A 16,054-nucleotide genomic window follows, 5' to 3' on the forward strand; every position below is an offset into this window, starting at 1 on the left:
ATCTCCTTTGTCGGAGGAAATAGACCTTCCAGTAGATGGAAGGTCAACATGATGTGGCGATTTTGGACGCCCGACGCAACCGCCCGCCGGCTCCAACCGTTTGCTGCCAACAGCACATACTGGACCTTCGGGAAGAAATCAGTTTTCGGAAACGTTTATCGAACAGCGCTCAAACTCGGAGCCCACTCCGGGTGCCGATGAGCAAGGACCCTCCGGCGGCACGCTACACCGTGCAGACGTCGAGGAGACAGAACATGCCCGTCAACGCCTATATCAACCGGATCGCGACAGCGGTGCCGGAGCACGAGGTTCATCAATTCTACCTGCGTTTCGCGGCCTCCATGCTCGCGGCCGATCGCCGGAGGCTCTTCGAACGCATGGCCGATCTTGCCGGCATCGAGCACCGCTATTCCTGCTTTGCGCCGGCGTCCAACCCCGAAGGACCGTCCGCCGACCTGGCCGGGACCTTCATCCGCGGCGCGTTTCCCGGAACGGCCATGAGGATGGCGATGTTCGACGATGCCGCACCTGTTCTGGCGCAAAAGGGCATCGACGGATTGCAGCTTGGCGACGACGCTTCCCGCATCACCCATCTTATCGTCACCACCTGCACCGGCTTTTCGGCGCCGGGCATCGATCTCGAGCTGGTTGCGCGCTGCGGGCTGCCGGACAGCGTCGAACGCACAATGATCGGGTTCATGGGTTGCTATGCCGCGATCAACGGCCTCAAATTGGCCCGCCACATCGTCCGCTCCGACCCGCAGGCCAAGGTCCTGCTGGTCAATATCGAACTCTGCACGATGCATCTGCGCGAAACCACCGAGCTGGAAAAACTGCTGTCGTTCTGCCTTTGGGGCGACGGCTGCGCGGCTGCGCTCATTACTGCCGAGCCGGCCGGCATCGAGCTCGATAGCTTTCACTGTCTGGTGGCGAGGGAACGGCGGGATCTGATGCGCTGGAACATTCGCGACCACGGCTTCGAAATGGTTCTTTCCGGCCAGGTGCCGGCAGCGATTCATGAAGCGTTGCGGAACAGCCAGGCCGCCATCCTCGGCGGTCGATCGGCGGAAGACATCGACCTTTGGGCCGTGCACCCGGGTGGACGTTCGGTGCTCGACGCTGTCGAAAGGGCGCTGGAACTGGAGCCCACTGCGCTGGAACCATCGCGCGCGGTGTTGCGCCAATACGGGAACATGTCGTCCGCGACCGTCATGTTCGTGATGAAAGAGATGTTGAAGGCGCCACCCGGCCTGCTCGGCTGCGGCATGTCGTTCGGGCCCGGGCTGACTGCCGAAACCATGCTCTTTCGAACGGTGTCATGAGCGGCCTGGAGCATCGGCAGCTTGCGCCGGAAATCCTCGACGGACTTGCGGCCGACGATCCGCGAGCGCTGACCGCGCGCCGCGACCTTCGGCGCATCAACATGCTGATGTTTCAGGTGCCGATCATGACGTCGTTGCTCAAGAGGTTTGTGCCAAAGCCGCCACGCCGCATCCTGGAGATCGGCGCCGGCGATGGCTCCTTCATGCTTGCGGTGGCTCGGCGCATGGCCAGGCATTGGCCTGGGGTCGAACTGGCAATGCTCGACCGCGTCGACCTCGTCACCGCGCAATTGCGCGATGATTTTGACAGGCTGGGATGGAAGGCTGAAGGGATCACCGCCGATGTCTTCGACTGGACAGGAAAGTTCGAGGGCGCACGGTTCGACGCCGTCACCGTCAATCTGTTTCTGCACCATCTCGACGATGCCCAGCTCGTGCGCCTGTTTTCGCTGATCAGGCCGAAAGCCCCGTTGCTCATCGCGACCGAGCCGCTGCGGGCCAAACTGGCGCTGGCCGCGACCCGTCTTCTGCCGGCAATCGGCGCCAATGACGTCACACAAAACGACGCGGCGCAAAGCGTGCGTGCCGGCTTTCGCGGCAGCGAGCTTTCCGGCCTCTGGCTTGCGGCCAACGGCAAGCCAGTCGAGGAACGACGCGCCGGTCTGTTTTCCCACATCTTCGTCGGCGCCAGCGCCAGTGTCGAGCCATGACCGGATTGTCGACCCATGACGCCATCGTCATCGGCGCCGGCCCGGCGGGCACATCCGTCGCGCTCTCGCTGGCCCGGCGCGGATGGGCCGTGGCCATTGTGGAAAAGACCGCATTTCCGCGCCGCAAGGTCTGCGGCGAATATATCTCGGCAAGCAATCTTGCGCTTCTGGACCGGCTGGAGATCGGCGATGCCTGGTATGCCAATGCCGGCCCCGAAATCCGTCGCGTCGGCCTGTTTTCCGGCGAGACCTACGTCGAGGCGGCAATGCCACGTGCAGGAGCTGGGCTTCGTGCGAAAGATAGCTTCGGCCGGGCGCTCGGCCGGGACATTCTCGATTCCCTGCTTTTGCAGGCGGCACGCTCGGCGGGTGTCGAAATCTTTCAGCCCTGCCGCGCTGTCGCCATCGAGCGGGATGGCCAGATGCAACGGGTGCGAATTCAGGCCGGGGAGGAAACGACCATGTTGCGTGCGCCGGTGATTGTCGCCGCACACGGCTCGTGGGAACCAGGGCCGCTGTCCAGCCAGCTCGGAAAGGCAAATCGCCCCTCTGACCTGCTCGGCTTCAAGGCGCATTTCACCGGGTCGTCGCTGGCGCCGGATTTGATGCCTCTGCTGGCTTTTCCCGGCGGCTATGGCGGCATGGTCTCGGCGGATCACGGCCGGCTGTCGGTGTCGTGCTGCATTCGCCGCGATATGCTCGCGCGGTTGCGCAAGCAACATGGCCCCAAACGCCGGAGCCATGTGCCGGCCGCCGATGCGGTCTTCCGCCATCTCGTGGACTCATGCCGGGGCGTGAGAGACGCCCTGGAACCGGCGCTTCTCGACGGTCCGTGGCTTGCCGCAGGTCCGATCCGGCCGGGAATTCGCTCCTGCTACGAAGGGGACATCTTCCGCGTCGGCAATGCGGCCGGAGAGTCTCACCCAGTCATCGCCGAGGGCATCTCGATGGCGCTTCAGTCCGGCTGGTTGCTGGCTTGCGAACTCGCATCCGCGCCAAGTGGCCGGGCAGGGCGCGAGGCCGCCGCCAGACGCTATGAGGCGGCCTGGAAAAAACTGTTTTCGACGCGGGTCTACGCCGCCGCGGCTCTTGCCGGAATTGCCCTTCGCCCCGGTAGCGCCACCTTGATGGCGGCGATCGTCCGGAATTTCCCGCAGGCACTGACATTGGGCGCGCAACTGAGCGGCAAGACCAAGCCGGTTCCAGGCTTTGCCTGACGAGGGTGGGGCGTCGTGCTGCGCTGGTTGCCTTACATGCCACCGCCACAGACGGCAGCGGTTGCCCCTTCTCCCCGGAATTTGCCATCACATAGTCGTATACCTGAAGGTATCTACGACTTCAGGTTCGCAGGTATTTGACCAGCGCTGCAATCGCGAGCAAGAGCGCGACGAACACCAGGACCCAGACGAGCGCCATGCCGCCCATCATCCATGTACCCATTGGACCATTCATCATTGCAATCACCTTTACGGTCAGTGAAGGCCCGCCTTCGTCGGTAAGCATCGGCGACTGCGAAGGCAATTAGCTCGCCGGGGAATTCGGTCAAGACGACGAGGAAACCCCGATCGGCCACCCTGCCGCCGTGTCCTGCCAACCGGAAGTGTCCTGTCCTTGCCGTCTCACATACCTCCGCCGCAGCCGTCCGAGAGATCCCAGACGTCGACGACCTGCTTGCCGGTGAAACCATGCTCGTGGATCAGGAACTTCGCCAATCCGCCATACACTTTCCAGCGCCAGCATGCGCAGCAGCATGGGCCTTTCTCGTTGGAATTGGCCATTGCATAGTCATAGGCCTGCTGCTCGTCGCCGGAGAGTTTCACATCGTAGTAGGGCAGCATCTTCTGTGCGATGCCGGCCGGAATGTCGTACGGATCGCTGGGGATCATTGCGATCTCGCGGTACTCGGCCAGGCCGCTCACCTGCTCGGCATAGCGCTTCGTCTCCATAGGGCTGCAGCACGAGCCCGTGATCCGCGACATCGCCGGCATGGTCGCGATCGACTCAGTGAACTTGGCCGAACACGTGCTGTTGCCGTTCTGGCTGAGATATTTGAAACGGCGCACCAGATCGGAATCCTCCGCGGCGATCGCCAAATCCGGCCTCTTGAGCAAGCCAACGACCGCAGCGATGCCAAAGGCGCTGCCCAGAACAACCGTCCGTCGGGTTAGGTAGCATATCCGGCTCATTTGCTGTTCCTCGCTTGCTCGATCAGTTTCTTCATTGTTGCGAGGTCGGTCGCGCCGGGGAAAATCTGCTCGCCAATGACGAAGCTTGGCGTTCCGCTGATCTTCAGCGCCTGGGCGAGTTGCGTATTCCGGTCGATCGACGCCTGGATATCGGGCCGCTGCATGTCGGCCTTCATTTTAGCCACGTCGAGCCCGACGTCGGCAGCGACCTTCAGCACGACCGCTTCGGTCACCCGCGTCTTCACCGCATACAAGGCCTTGTGGAATGCCATGTACTTGCCCTGGCGCACTGCGGCGAGAGCCGCCTTGGAAGCAAATACGGAATCCGTGCTGAGGATCGGGAATTCCTTGTAGACGAATCCTGAGCTGCGGATCGTCGGCCATGGCTTGCGCCATGATCGGCGCAACTTGCCGGCAATAGGGGCAGTCATAGTCAAAGAACTCGACCATTGTGACGTCGCCTTCGGCGTTGCCGCCGACCGGGCTCGCCGGGTCCCGGAAAATCTCGTCGGCCCTGGCCGCCAGGGCGGCTTTCGCCTCTTTTGCCGCGGCCTCGCGCTGGCGGGCATCGAGGCTCTGCAGCGCCTCCATGACGACTTCGGGATGCGCGAGGATATAGTCGTGGATGCGCTGGTCGAACTGGTCCTGGGACATCTCGCCCGCGGCGATCGCCTGACCGTGAAGACCGAGCGCCAGCCAGACCGTCGCGCCGGCCAGGACGAAGGCACGGGCCATTTTGCCGATGGCTCCGCGCAATGGGTTGGACTTGTGGATCACAGGGTTCTCCTTCCCTCTGTTTCGCCGGACCGCCGGCATGTGAATGGTGCCTCAGAACATGCCCTTGATCTTCGCCCACCATCCCGTTTCCGGCTCATGGTGCGGGCGCTCGACATTGTTGGTGAGTGCATTGACGAAGGTGACAAGATTGACCGCGGCGAAATTCAGGCCATGGAAATTCGCCCGCCAGCGGCCCTCCTTGTCGATCACATGGGTGACGGTGCCGTGCATCTGATAACCATCATCCGTTAGCGTGAACTTGTGGCCGAAGGCTTCCGCCAGCTTCCGGGTCGCATCCTCCGGCTGATCTGGGGTCGTGGTCAGGAACAGCCAATTGATGGGATCGAGCCCGTGCGCCTGCCCGTATTTGCCGAGCACATCCGGCGTGTCCCTAGTCGGGTCGGTGGTGATGGTCACAAAGCTGACCTGACCTTTCATCGGCGTGCCGTTCACCATTTTCTGGACTTCGGCGATCTTCTCGGCATGCAGGGGGCACACATCCGGGCACGATGTGTAGATGAAGTGGAGGACGACCACCTTGCCGCGCAGGTCTGCCGTTCGCACGACACGCCCATCGGCGGTGCGCAGCGTGAATTCAGGCGCCGGCTTGTCGATCGTCTGGAAATATTTCTCGTCGCCCTCAAGCATGGCGTCGATTTCGTCGAGCGAGTGGGCTTGGGCCTGATACGAAAAGCCCACGGCCAGCGGCGCAATGGCAATAACGCCCAGCAGCAAACACCTCCACTCGTTCAAAGCCGATGCGACGCAGCGAGCCTTCAACCCGGACATATCTGTTCCTTTCTCACTCGGAGGCGATGCGGCTGCGGATGAAGTCGACCATGTCGGGCGCGTCCCATTCGGCCGGCCCAATCAGCCGGCCAATCTCCTTGCCATCGCGATTGATCAGCAGGGTTGCCGGAAGGCCGACGGTGCCGATGGCAAACATTGCCTTGCCCGAGACATCGATGTTGAGGGCGAGGAGCTTGATGCCGATCTCGGCAAAGAACTTCTTCACAATCTCAGGACCGGCACGGTCCATGGACAGCGCGACGACCTCGAAATCCGGACCGCCGAGTTTGGCCTGCAGACGATCGAGCGTCGGCATCTCCTTGCGGCAGGGCGCGCACCATGTCGCCCAGATGTTGAGCAGCACGACCTTGCCGTGGAAATCCGCAAGCGTTTTCGGCTTGCCGTTGCCGTCCTCGAAGCTGATTTCCGGCACCGCGACGGGCGCCTCGTGAACGACAAAGTTCTGCGGTGGCTCGGCGGCTGATGCCGGCAGCAAAAATGCCAGCAGCATGCCAATCAGGACCATGGCCAGTTTGCTCACAACAGCCTCACTCGGTCGCGTAGACGGTGGGTGCCTTGCCGTCCTTGGTGAAGGCGTAGACGACGAAGGGGCCTTGCTTCTCACCACCCATGCCCGGAGCGCCCGTCGGCATGCCGGCCAGCGTTATGCCGGTGATCGCCGGGCGTTCGGTCAAAAGCTTCTTGACGATCTCGACCGGCACCAGGCCATCGACGACATAGCCGTCGACCATCAGCGTGTGGCAGCCTTCGAGGTCAGCCGGCACGCCGGCATCGCTGCTGATCTGAGAGAGATTGTCGACCGGCTTGATGTCGATCTTGAAGCCGTTGTGCTCGAGATAGTTGGCGTAGGATTCGCAGCAGCTGCATTGCGGGTTCTTGTACATGACAGCGTTGATGGTGGCGGCGAAGGCCGGCAGCGGCGTTGCGATCAGCAGGGACAGTGCGGTTAGGCGGTAGGTCAGTTTCATTGCAGTTCTCCTTGGTTGGATAAAGCTTTCAGGTCACGCGGAACACTGTCATCAAGCCGGCCATCTGGTGATCGGCGACATGGCAGTGCAGCATCCAGTCACCGGGATTGTCGGCAACGAAGGCGCATTCGATCGTGTCCTTGGGGGCGAGCAGCACCGTGTCCTGCCATTGCCGGTGCGGCACTGGCGAACCATTGCGCGAAAGCACCGACAGGCTGAAGCCATGGACGTGCATGGGGTGCCACCAGGCGGTTTCGTTGCGCATGGTGAGACGGCAGGTGGCGCCGCGCGACAGTGTGAACTGCGGCGCCATGCCGGCGTGGCCATCGCCGGTCATCGACATGCCGTTGATTGCCCAGGCGGCGCTGTTCATGCCGGGCATCGCCATGCCCATCATGCCGCCGACGCCGGCCAGCTTGCCGCCGCCCATCATGCCGCCCTGCAGGACGATTTCATGCCGTTCGGCCCTGGCCAGGTCGGGGGCCGGCAGCGGATTGGCCGGCAAGCGAAGCGGCGCATCGAGAGGATGGTCGCGCAGCGGCGCTCCGGCGTCGTAGGCGAGCGTGGTCAGGGTGTAGGCGAGGCCATCGTAGTAATCGTCGATCACCGCGTGCCGGCTGCCGGGGTCGCCCTGCAGGTCGAGCTGGACATCGACGCGCATCGCAGGCGCCAGCACCAGGCGGCCGCTTTCAGGCTCGTGCGGATCGCAGGGCTGGCCGTCGATGGCGATGACAACCGGCCGGTGGCCTTCGAAGCTCAGGGCCATGATGCGGGCGAGCGATGCATTGGCCAGCCGCAGCCGGAGGCGCTCGCCGGTCCGCACCTTCTGGTCCGCCGGGCGCGCGCCGTTGAGGGTCACGAGACCGCCGACGCGGCCGGACATGGCGGCATCCATCGCGCTGCCGAAGCCGGCGGCGATCTGTCCATCGGCCGCAAGCCGCCAGTCTTGCAGCAGCCACAGAATGTCGCGGTCGACGGCGATCGGCTCGGCCTCCTCGACGATCAGCGCGCCGGCAAGGCCACGACCGAGCTGAACCAGGCTGTTGGCGTGCGGGTGATACCAGAAGGTGCCGGCATCGGGCGGGGTGAATTCATAAGTAAAGTTTTCATCTGGCCTGATCGGCTTCTGCGTCAGGCCGGGTACTCCGTCCATCGCGTTCGGCAGCCGGATGCCGTGCCAGTGAACCGTGGTGTCTTCGCCCAGTCCGTTCTCGACGACGATGCGAGCGGGCCGCCCCTGGCGCAAGCGCAGTGTCGGGCCCGGGACCGTGCCATCATAGGCCCATACCGGAGTGCGCGGACCATCGGGGCCGGTGAGCCGTGCCTGGCCCGGCGCCACCCTGATCCGGTGTTCGTCGGTAGCCAGTGCAGGGCGGATCGCTGCGGAGGCGGCAATGCTCGCTGCCGCAAACAGGAATTTGCGGCGCGTTATGGGCGGACTTGAAACGGAATTCACTCTTGTGACCCTTGCGGTAACCGACGGCGAACGTCGCGACATCGATTGAATTGCTGCCGCGCCCGCTGCGCGGTACACGCAAGCGGGCGATCAGACGCCGTCAATCAACCGCGGAAACGGCAGAACGGCGTCAGACGAGAGCGCTGGGTCTTGGAGGGAATGGCTCGGGCAGCAGACTTCGCCCATGCAGGAACGCGGCGGGAAGCGCCGGCGGCAGCTCGGCCTGCGGCAGTCCCGTTACAGGGAGAGCTTCCGGCAGCACCGCCAGAACCGGTGCGACGCAGGTCGGCGCACATTGCATCGGTTTGTCGTTGTCGGCTGAGCTCTTGAGGCAAGCGCTGCAGTCGCCGCCCTTGGCATCGGCCATCTTGGCCATGTCGGTGGTGCCGGCATCTGCGACCATCATCATGCGGCTGTCGATCGCCATCCTCGCCGACATGACGGCAGCCTGGGCGGCGGACAGGCTGAACCCGGCGGTCACGAGAACCGCAAGCAGCATGACCAGGAGGCGTTTTGGCGACAGACCTGCCATCATCCGCTCAGGTTGACTGCAAAGCGCGGCTTTTGCAAGCTCCGCATGCTGCGACATCGGCGCTGCTGCGAGCTCTGGTCTGGCAAATCAATGACGAGGATGCTCACATTGATCGTGATCTGAAAGCACCTCGATCACACGGCATTCGCAGACTTTCCCCCGGCGGCAGCCCTCAACCATCAGCTCCAGCTCGATCTTCAATGCGGTAAGGCTGCGTATTCGCTGGACGACCTCGGCCAGACGGGCTTGGGCGATGGCGTCGGCGGTTCCACAGGGCTGGTGGGGATCATCCTGCAACGTCAGCAGCGTCCTGATGGCCTCGATGTCGAACCCAAGCTCGCGCGCGTGCCTGATGAAGGCGAGCCGGCGCAAATCGGCCGCTTCATAATGCCGGCGATTAGCTTCGCTGCGGGCAGGGGCTGGAAGCAAATCGATCTGCTCATAGTAGCGGATGGTTGGAACCTTCACGCCGCTGCGTCGGGCTGCTTCACCGATGGTCACACCTGCTGACATTTTTTCGCTTGCTCCTCTAGTCACTAGAGGATGTAGCGTCGCGTTGAAAGTTACAAGGGGTGCGAGATGGCTGCGATCGGACAAGAGACAAAATTCCGGGTGGAAGGCATGGATTGCGCCAGCTGTGCCAGCAAAATCGATACCGCCGTGCGGTGGATGCCTGGTGTGCAGGATGTTAGCGTATCCGTTTCGGTAGGCATTCTGACGGTCCTTCATACTCCCGAAAGCAATCTTGACGCGATCGAGAGGAAAGTCACCGGCCTCGGCTACGCTGTTGCACCGGTGACCGCCAAGTCTGGAGCGCCGGCCTCCGATCAATTGGCCGACCATGACCACAGAACGCACAGTCACGACAAGAAATTAGCGGGATTGCATGGCAACGATGATGCGCCAATGTCGGGGCCATGGTGGAACAGCGCCAAGGGCGGCTTGACCATCGCCAATGGTGTCGCCTTAGCGGTGGCTTTTGCGGTTTATTACATGTGGCCGGCCACTGACTCCTGGGCTTTCATCGCCGCTATGCTGATTGGGCTGGTGCCGATCGCGCGCCGGGCCGTCATGGCCGCACTCGCCGGCATTCCGTTCACAATCGAAATGCTGATGACCATCGCGGCCGCCGGTGCCGTGATCATCGGCGCCGGCGAGGAAGCGGCGACGGTGGTCCTCCTGTTCCTAATCGGCGAGCTTCTGGAAGGGGTGGCTGCCGGGAAGGCGCGTTCCGGCATCCAAGCGCTCACCACACTGGTTCCCAAGACCGCGCTGGTCGAAGAGGATGGGAGGAGCCGCGAGGTGCGGGCCGAAAGCCTGGCCGTGGGCGCTATCATCCTGGTGCGGCCGGGCGACCGGATTCCGGCTGATGGCGAGATCACCGAAGGGGGGAGCGCCATTGATGAATCTCCTGTTTCGGGTGAAAGCGTCCCGGGGGGCAAGAAGGTTGGCGACACGGTTTTTGCCGGCACTATCAACGGCGACGGCGTGCTGCGCATCAAGGTGACGGCGGCCGCCGCCGACAACACGATTGCGCGGGTCGTCAAGCTCGTCGAGGAGGCGCAGGAAAGCAAGGCGCCCACCGAGCGGTTCATCGACCGTTTCTCACGCTGGTACATGCCCGGCGTGGTCGCCGTCGCGTTGCTCGTCGCGATCATGCCACCGCTGCTCCTTGGCGGCGATTGGAACGAATGGATTTACAAAGGTCTGGCGCTGCTGCTCATCGGCTGTCCGTGCGCGTTGGTCATTTCTGTGCCGGCGGCAATTGCCGCGTCGCTTTCGGCGGGCGCCCGGCGCGGCCTGCTGATGAAGGGCGGCGCGGTGCTGGAAGGGCTCGGCACTATCACTGCCGTGGCGCTCGACAAGACCGGCACGCTGACGCTCGGCAAGCCACAGGTCACCGATGTCGTTGCAGTGGGCGCCAGTGAACGTCAGGTCCTTTCCCTCGCGGCAGCGCTTGAGACCGGCTCAAGCCATCCCCTCGCTTTGGCCATCCTCCAAAGGGCTGGTTTCGACAAGGTTCCCGTGCCGCCTGCGGCTGATGCCAAGGCGCTCGGCGGCAAAGGGGTAATCGGTCGTGTCGGCGGCAAAAGCCTGTTTCTGGGCTCGACGGTCGCTGCCGGCGAGATAAGCCCGCTGCCGGCCGACCAGGTTGCACGCATCGCGGCCTTCAACGATGAAGGAAAATCGGTGTCGGTGCTGCTAATCGACGACGCTCTTGCCGGCTTCATCGCCATGCGCGACGAACCCCGGCCGGACGCGTTCGCCGGGCTGAAGGCGCTGACTGACGCTGGTATCAAAACAGTCATGTTGACCGGTGACAACAAGCGCACCGCCGCTGCCATCGGCAAACAACTCGGCATTGAGGTGCTCGCCGGATTGATGCCGGAGGACAAGCAGCGCATCGTTGTCGAGTTGAAGGGGCAGGGGCTCAGGGTCGCCAAGGTCGGAGATGGCATCAACGATGCGCCGGCACTTGCGGCGGCCGATGTCGGCATCGCCATGGGTGGCGGCACCGATGTCGCTCTTGAAACGGCTGACGCAGCGGTGCTGCATGGACGCGTCGGTGACGTCGCCGCCATGATCAGGCTGTCCCAAGCAACCATGGCCAACATCAAACAGAACATTACAATGGCATTGGGGCTGAAGGCGGTGTTCCTGGTGACGACGATCGCCGGCATTACCGGCCTTTGGCCCGCCATCCTCGCCGACACCGGGGCGACGGTGCTGGTGACAGCGAATGCCGTGCGGCTGTTGCGTTGGAAAAACAACTGGTAAGAGCACCAACGGCATCACATCGGGACAGACCATGCAGCAAGCCATTACGTCGGACGGCCTTCGCCGGGTGGTGCTTGTCGTCGCGCTGTTGAACCTCGGCTATTTCGGCATTGAATTCGCCGTGGCGCTGGCGATCGGCTCGGTGTCGCTGTTCGCCGATAGCGTCGATTTCCTGGAAGATGCCTCGGTCAATCTCCTCATACTGCTCGCCATGGGATGGTCGCTGCGTGCCCGCTCGCGGGTCGGCATGGCGCTGGCGCTTATCCTGCTGGTGCCCGGCCTGGCGACGCTGTGGACCGCGTGGGAAAAGTTCAACATGCCGGTGCCGCCGCAGCCAACGGCGCTGACGCTGGCAGGGCTAGGCGCCTTGGCGGTCAACCTGTCATGCGCCTACATGCTGGCGCGCTACCGCCGTTACAGCGGCAGTCTTACCAGAGCGGCATTCCTCTCGGCCCGCAACGACGCCGTCGCCAACATCGCGATCATACTGGCCGGGTTGGTGACGGCTTTCCTATGGCGATCGGCATGGCCGGATCTGATCGTCGGCCTGGGAATCGCGGCACTGAATGCAGACGCCGCGCGCGAGGTCTGGGAGGCCGCTCGGGAAGAACACCGAGCCGTTTCGTGAAGCCAAATGTCCAGCGCGGCGCCGGCTTGCGAATGCGCCGATGCAGGGGCGCCAATGCAGGCCCGCAGACCGGTCTGCGGTCATCCATAAACTTGCGTGATTTCTAATATAAGCGCACACTTGCAAAGCGGGCGGAGGGAGAAACGGCTCATAAGTAAATCGGGAGGAAAGCCATGGACAGCATGAGCCTCACCACACTTGAGCGCGGCACGACGACCGTCGACGCCGCAGCCCTGGAGGCGTTTTCGGCGCAGTTGCGTGGCACCATGCTTAGGGAAGGCGATGCCGCCTATGACGAAGCACGGACGATCTGGAATGCCATGATCGATCGGCGGCCGGGACTGATCGTGCGCTGCGCCGGCGCCGCCGATGTTATCGCCGCTGTGAATTTTGCCAGGGAAAACCGGCTTCTGCTTGCGGTCCGCGGCGGCGGCCACAACATTGCCGGCAACGCCGTGTGCGATGGCGGCCTGGTGATCGATCTGTCGCCGATGAAGTCGGTGCGGGTCGATCCGGCGACGCGGCGGGCATGGGTGGAACCTGGAGCGACGCTCGCCGATGTGGACAGGGAAACACAGGCGTTTGAACTGGCAGTGCCGACCGGGATCAACTCGACGACCGGCATCTCAGGCCTGACGCTGGGCGGCGGCTTCGGCTGGATCACGCGGAAATTCGGCATGACCATCGACAGTCTTCTCTCCGCCGACGTGGTCACCGCAGACGGCAAGCTTTTGCGCGCCAGCCAGACGGAAAATCCGGACCTGTTCTGGGCGCTGCGCGGTGGCGGCGGCAATTTCGGCGTCGTCACGGCCTTCGAGTTTAAGCTCCATCAGGTCGGTCCACAGGTCCTGTCGGGACTTGTCGTTCATCCTTTTGCCGATGCAGAAAACGTGCTGCGTGAGTACCGGGCGGCGCTTGAAGCGGCGCCCAATGAGTTGACCTGCTGGGTGGTCATGCGGCAGGCGCCGCCGCTGCCGTTCCTGCCGGCGCAATGGCATGGCAAGGAGGTGCTGGTCCTGGCTATGTGCTATTGCGGCGACCTCCAGGAGGGCGAGAAGGCGACGCAAAGGCTTCGCGCCATCGGCACACCGATTGCCGATGTTGTCGGTCCTAACCCGTTCACCGGCTGGGAGCAGGCATTCGATCCGCTGCTGGCGCCAGGCGCTCGAAACTACTGGAAGAGCCATGACTTCACCGAGCTGTCCGACAGCGCGATCGAGGTCGTCACGGCCGCGATACCCCGGCTTCCGGGGCCGGAATGCGAGATATTCTTCGCCCATCTCGGCGGTGCCGCGGGCCGTGTGACAGCGGATGCAACGGCGTTTCCGCAACGCAGCGCGCACTACGTCATGAATGTTCACGCGCGCTGGCGCGAACCGGCAATGGACCGCGCCTGCATCGACTGGGCGCGCGGCATCTATGAAGGCACGAGGCCCTTCGCCGCTGGCACGGTCTACGTCAACTTCATGCCGGACGACGAAGTCGACCGGGTCGCAGCCGCCTATGGCGGAAACCATCAGCGGCTTCTGGAGATCAAGCAGCGCTATGATCCGCTGAACCTGTTCCGCATGAACCAGAATTTGCGTCCCCTGGAGAATTTGCGCGCCGCTTAGGCCAGGCAGATCATCAAAAGGCCCGCGTCTCCGAAGAGGGGCGCGGGCCGGTTTTCGTTGGCATGCGCTAGGCAGGTATCAAGACGGCGATACGGTGGATGCCGACCACCTTGCTGGTGTTGGCTGCCTCGTCGGTCTTGCCCTTGGAGCAGGTATAGACGTCACCTTCCTTGAGCTTGAATTGCTTGTCGGCTTTCTTGATGGTGAATTCACCGGCGGTAATGGTGCACACCATGTCGTTGTCCATTACCATTGCAGGAGCGGCTGCTCCCGGCTGAAAGACGATATCGACAATTGAGATGCTCTTGTAGGCGGGGATATCGGAATTGCCCGTGCCGACCTCAACGAGCCTGACGCCAGGGGCTATCTCCTTGCCTTCCTTCGGGCCGTATTTCTTGACCTTTGCAGCAGCCGCCAGCGTGAACAAAGGCATTACCGCGGCCGCCGTCACGCCGAGCGCGATTGCAGACCTGCGATTTATGGTTTTCATCGCATCCTCCCATTGTATTGGCCATGCACCAATGCGCATGGCCGCAATATATTAACACATATGCAGGTAATTGCAGCACGGCGTTCCGGAGCTTCCGGGAGCGAAACGCCTCGCGGTCGAATGCGACCGAATAGCAAACAATTCCATGCTATGCTGGCGAGCCATCAAACGGGCGACGGGGATAGCAATGTTGGAAACGGACAAGGTGTTCGCTGGCTCAATTCCGGAAAACTACGACCGCTATATGGTGCCTTTGATTTTCGAGCCGTTCGCCGCAGATCTTGCACGACGAGCAGCGTCGTTGTCGCCAAGCGCCGTTTTGGAAACCGCCGCAGGCACCGGGGTTGTCACCCGCGCATTGGCGCCAAAACTGTCCACCGGTGCAAGCTATGTCGTAACCGACCTCAACCAGCCGATGCTCGACTATGCCGCTTCGCGGCAAGCTCCCGACGATCGCATCAAATGGCGTCAAGCTGATGCTCTGGCGCTGCCGTTTGAAAATGCGACCTTTGATCTCGTTTGTTGTCAGTTCGGTGCGATGTTCTTTCCCAACCGCTCATCTGCCTACCGCGAGGCCCGGCGAGTCCTGAAACCCGGAGGACATTTTCTATTCAGCGTATGGGATCGCATCGAAGAGAATGTATTTGCCGACGATGTGACGAATGCTCTGGCGAGGATTTTTCCGAACGATCCGCCGCGCTTTCTGGCACGCACGCCGCATGGCTACCACGATACGGCACTGATCCGCAGCGAGCTGGAGGACGCAGGTTTTTCCGGTGTGGTGATCGAGACGAGGGCCGAACAAAGCCGTGCCTCCTCGCCGCGCCTTCCGGCCGTTGCTTATTGCCAGGGTACTCTGCTTCGCAACGAAATCGAGGCCAGAGAGGCGGGAAAGCTGGACGCTGCAACCGATTATGCCGCAGCCGCGATTGCAGACAGGCATGGCAGCGGCGAGGTTGCTGCCAAAATTCAGGCTCACATAATCATGGCTGTAGCCTAGGTGTTTGAATATCCCGTTCCAGCCTTCGCGACATTCAGCTGCTATGCAGCAAACATCTTGCCGCTATCCCAAATTCTCAGACGTTAACCGTTCATTCGCCCGCGTGGCAGTCGACAAGTGGCAGTTCGACAAGTGGCCGTTGACCGATAGCCGGGGCTTGATGGCGGCGGCTGCCGGCCGCGCGATTCTGGAAGGCCCGACTTCATTTTGGCAGCCATGGCCAACTCCGCCCAGCAAGGTCTAGTCATTTCGCTTTCTTGACTCGGCCGACAAAAACGGGCAGCAAAGTCATCATTGGAGGGCAGTTTTGCCAACTATGCAGGTTTTGGAGGGCGTTTTTCGGTGTGACCGTCGCCCAATCGGCGGTCGGTAGAGGGATTGGTTAACCAACTTTGTCCATCTTTTGAATCAATCGGCAACAGACGCGAAGTGTGCTGGGGGCACCAGGCGAACTGTGAATGTCACGGCTGCGAAATCCGCTAGCCGGCATCGGCCGATTGAGAGTGGTTGAATGGCGTTTGTAAGTGCGAAAATCCGGGGTGACAGTCCTGCAACTGGATTGACTTCGATGAGGCCCGGCCTGCGCTGGGTCGCGGTTCCGGCCGTCGGCGCAGCCATTGCTTTATGGTCGGTAGCGACCTTGGCCGGCCTCAATTCGATGGCAACCTCGCTCACCGCCGCTTCCAACGGTCTTCCGCAAAGCCTGCTCGCGCCGCGCACCATCGCGCTCGCCGATCCTCGCCGCAGCCTTGCAAAGGCGCAGGCCCCGACATGGGCCGCGGCA

The 16,054-nt window shown here is 62.6% G+C and carries 17 protein-coding genes and 1 pseudogene; 7 read left to right on the forward strand and 11 right to left on the reverse strand.

Features of this window, described 5'->3' with window-relative positions; translation table 11 throughout:
- Positions 1-197: 197 nt before the first annotated feature.
- The 3 genes from NKH21_RS24435 to NKH21_RS24445 are packed head-to-tail and all read left to right on the forward strand — an operon-like array spanning position 198 to position 3,249.
- On the forward strand, positions 198-1,322 hold the full coding sequence (locus tag NKH21_RS24435) for a type III polyketide synthase (protein ID WP_352868028.1): 1,125 nt from the start codon (positions 198-200) through the stop codon (positions 1,320-1,322).
- Positions 1,319-2,032, forward strand: a complete 714-nt coding sequence (locus NKH21_RS24440; RefSeq protein ID WP_352661807.1) for a methyltransferase domain-containing protein — start codon at positions 1,319-1,321, stop codon at positions 2,030-2,032. The genes NKH21_RS24435 and NKH21_RS24440 overlap by 4 nt, the downstream gene beginning before the upstream one ends.
- Positions 2,029-3,249 carry an NAD(P)/FAD-dependent oxidoreductase gene (locus NKH21_RS24445; protein WP_352661804.1) on the forward strand — a complete coding sequence of 407 codons (1,221 nt, stop codon included), beginning with the start codon at positions 2,029-2,031 and terminating at the stop codon, positions 3,247-3,249. The genes NKH21_RS24440 and NKH21_RS24445 overlap by 4 nt, the downstream gene beginning before the upstream one ends.
- Before the next feature lie 121 nt (positions 3,250-3,370).
- On the opposite strand, the gene NKH21_RS24450 is transcribed toward NKH21_RS24445, so the two are convergent.
- From NKH21_RS24450 to NKH21_RS24495, 10 genes and pseudogenes are all read right to left on the reverse strand, one after another.
- Entirely contained in the window at positions 3,371-3,535 is a 165-nt protein-coding gene (locus NKH21_RS24450; RefSeq protein WP_023720633.1) for a hypothetical protein, read from the reverse strand.
- 116 nt (positions 3,536-3,651) lie between these two features.
- Entirely contained in the window at positions 3,652-4,218 is a 567-nt protein-coding gene (locus NKH21_RS24455; protein ID WP_352661801.1) for a hypothetical protein, read from the reverse strand.
- Positions 4,215-4,649: a DsbA family protein gene (locus NKH21_RS24460; RefSeq protein ID WP_352868031.1), complete on the reverse strand. Its 435-nt coding sequence runs from the start codon at positions 4,647-4,649 to the stop codon at positions 4,215-4,217. The genes NKH21_RS24455 and NKH21_RS24460 overlap by 4 nt, the downstream gene beginning before the upstream one ends.
- Before the next feature lie 4 nt (positions 4,650-4,653).
- Positions 4,654-5,034 (reverse strand): annotated as a pseudogene (locus NKH21_RS24465) (hypothetical protein); the annotation flags it as partial.
- A gap of 12 nt (positions 5,035-5,046) precedes the next feature.
- Positions 5,047-5,784, reverse strand: coding sequence for an SCO family protein (locus NKH21_RS24470; protein WP_352868034.1), 738 nt, complete (start codon positions 5,782-5,784; stop codon positions 5,047-5,049).
- A gap of 13 nt (positions 5,785-5,797) precedes the next feature.
- Positions 5,798-6,325 carry a TlpA family protein disulfide reductase gene (locus NKH21_RS24475; RefSeq protein ID WP_352661792.1) on the reverse strand — a complete coding sequence of 176 codons (528 nt, stop codon included), beginning with the start codon at positions 6,323-6,325 and terminating at the stop codon, positions 5,798-5,800.
- A gap of 7 nt (positions 6,326-6,332) precedes the next feature.
- Positions 6,333-6,773: a DUF411 domain-containing protein gene (locus NKH21_RS24480; RefSeq protein WP_352661789.1), complete on the reverse strand. Its 441-nt coding sequence runs from the start codon at positions 6,771-6,773 to the stop codon at positions 6,333-6,335.
- A 28-nt stretch (positions 6,774-6,801) separates the two neighbouring features.
- Positions 6,802-8,229: a multicopper oxidase family protein gene (locus tag NKH21_RS24485; RefSeq protein ID WP_352661786.1), complete on the reverse strand. Its 1,428-nt coding sequence runs from the start codon at positions 8,227-8,229 to the stop codon at positions 6,802-6,804.
- A 130-nt stretch (positions 8,230-8,359) separates the two neighbouring features.
- On the reverse strand, positions 8,360-8,761 hold the full coding sequence (locus NKH21_RS24490; protein ID WP_352661784.1) for a hypothetical protein: 402 nt from the start codon (positions 8,759-8,761) through the stop codon (positions 8,360-8,362).
- A gap of 87 nt (positions 8,762-8,848) precedes the next feature.
- The gene (locus NKH21_RS24495; protein WP_352661782.1) at positions 8,849-9,274 is read right to left on the reverse strand and encodes a MerR family transcriptional regulator; all 426 of its coding nucleotides are present in this window, start codon (positions 9,272-9,274) and stop codon (positions 8,849-8,851) included.
- Positions 9,275-9,340: 66 nt separating this feature from the next.
- On the opposite strand from NKH21_RS24495, the gene NKH21_RS24500 reads away from it, so the two are divergent.
- The 3 genes from NKH21_RS24500 (at position 9,341) to NKH21_RS24510 (ending at position 13,780) form a co-directional block, all read left to right on the forward strand.
- A complete protein-coding gene (locus tag NKH21_RS24500) occupies positions 9,341-11,539 on the forward strand; it encodes a heavy metal translocating P-type ATPase (RefSeq protein ID WP_352661779.1) in 2,199 nt (732 codons plus the stop codon).
- A gap of 31 nt (positions 11,540-11,570) precedes the next feature.
- Positions 11,571-12,167, forward strand: coding sequence for a cation efflux transmembrane domain-containing protein (locus NKH21_RS24505; protein WP_352661777.1), 597 nt, complete (start codon positions 11,571-11,573; stop codon positions 12,165-12,167).
- A gap of 173 nt (positions 12,168-12,340) precedes the next feature.
- Positions 12,341-13,780: an FAD-binding oxidoreductase gene (locus tag NKH21_RS24510; protein WP_352868039.1), complete on the forward strand. Its 1,440-nt coding sequence runs from the start codon at positions 12,341-12,343 to the stop codon at positions 13,778-13,780.
- Between the two features lie 67 nt (positions 13,781-13,847).
- On the opposite strand, the gene NKH21_RS24515 is transcribed toward NKH21_RS24510, so the two are convergent.
- Positions 13,848-14,270, reverse strand: a complete 423-nt coding sequence (locus NKH21_RS24515) for a hypothetical protein (RefSeq protein WP_352661771.1) — start codon at positions 14,268-14,270, stop codon at positions 13,848-13,850.
- A gap of 187 nt (positions 14,271-14,457) precedes the next feature.
- Here NKH21_RS24515 and NKH21_RS24520 point away from each other — a divergent pair, with 187 nt between their 5' ends.
- Positions 14,458-15,270 (forward strand): class I SAM-dependent methyltransferase, encoded by an 813-nt coding sequence (locus NKH21_RS24520; RefSeq protein ID WP_352661768.1) that lies wholly within the window; start codon positions 14,458-14,460, stop codon positions 15,268-15,270.
- The last annotated feature ends 784 nt before the right edge of the window (positions 15,271-16,054 follow it).

It is taken from the genome of Mesorhizobium sp. M1329, assembly GCF_040318035.1.
Classification (GTDB): Bacteria; Pseudomonadota; Alphaproteobacteria; order Rhizobiales; family Rhizobiaceae; genus Mesorhizobium.

Excerpts from the sequence above, each read along its gene's own strand:
- NKH21_RS24445 (WP_352661804.1), top strand. The coding sequence starts at position 2,029 with ATGACCGGATTGTCGACCCATGACGCCATCGTCATCGGCGCCGGCCCG.
- NKH21_RS24450 (WP_023720633.1), bottom strand. The coding sequence starts at position 3,535 with ATGCTTACCGACGAAGGCGGGCCTTCACTGACCGTAAAGGTGATTGCA.
- NKH21_RS24455 (WP_352661801.1), bottom strand. The coding sequence starts at position 4,218 with ATGAGCCGGATATGCTACCTAACCCGACGGACGGTTGTTCTGGGCAGC.
- NKH21_RS24505 (WP_352661777.1), top strand. The coding sequence starts at position 11,571 with ATGCAGCAAGCCATTACGTCGGACGGCCTTCGCCGGGTGGTGCTTGTC.
- NKH21_RS24480 (WP_352661789.1), bottom strand. The coding sequence starts at position 6,773 with ATGAAACTGACCTACCGCCTAACCGCACTGTCCCTGCTGATCGCAACG.
- NKH21_RS24470 (WP_352868034.1), bottom strand. The coding sequence starts at position 5,784 with ATGTCCGGGTTGAAGGCTCGCTGCGTCGCATCGGCTTTGAACGAGTGG.
- NKH21_RS24520 (WP_352661768.1), top strand. The coding sequence starts at position 14,458 with ATGTTGGAAACGGACAAGGTGTTCGCTGGCTCAATTCCGGAAAACTAC.
- NKH21_RS24510 (WP_352868039.1), top strand. The coding sequence starts at position 12,341 with ATGGACAGCATGAGCCTCACCACACTTGAGCGCGGCACGACGACCGTC.
- NKH21_RS24515 (WP_352661771.1), bottom strand. The coding sequence starts at position 14,270 with ATGAAAACCATAAATCGCAGGTCTGCAATCGCGCTCGGCGTGACGGCG.
- NKH21_RS24440 (WP_352661807.1), top strand. The coding sequence starts at position 1,319 with ATGAGCGGCCTGGAGCATCGGCAGCTTGCGCCGGAAATCCTCGACGGA.
- NKH21_RS24460 (WP_352868031.1), bottom strand. The coding sequence starts at position 4,649 with ATGACTGCCCCTATTGCCGGCAAGTTGCGCCGATCATGGCGCAAGCCA.
- NKH21_RS24495 (WP_352661782.1), bottom strand. The coding sequence starts at position 9,274 with ATGTCAGCAGGTGTGACCATCGGTGAAGCAGCCCGACGCAGCGGCGTG.
- NKH21_RS24490 (WP_352661784.1), bottom strand. The coding sequence starts at position 8,761 with ATGGCAGGTCTGTCGCCAAAACGCCTCCTGGTCATGCTGCTTGCGGTT.
- NKH21_RS24500 (WP_352661779.1), top strand. The coding sequence starts at position 9,341 with ATGGCTGCGATCGGACAAGAGACAAAATTCCGGGTGGAAGGCATGGAT.
- NKH21_RS24435 (WP_352868028.1), top strand. The coding sequence starts at position 198 with ATGAGCAAGGACCCTCCGGCGGCACGCTACACCGTGCAGACGTCGAGG.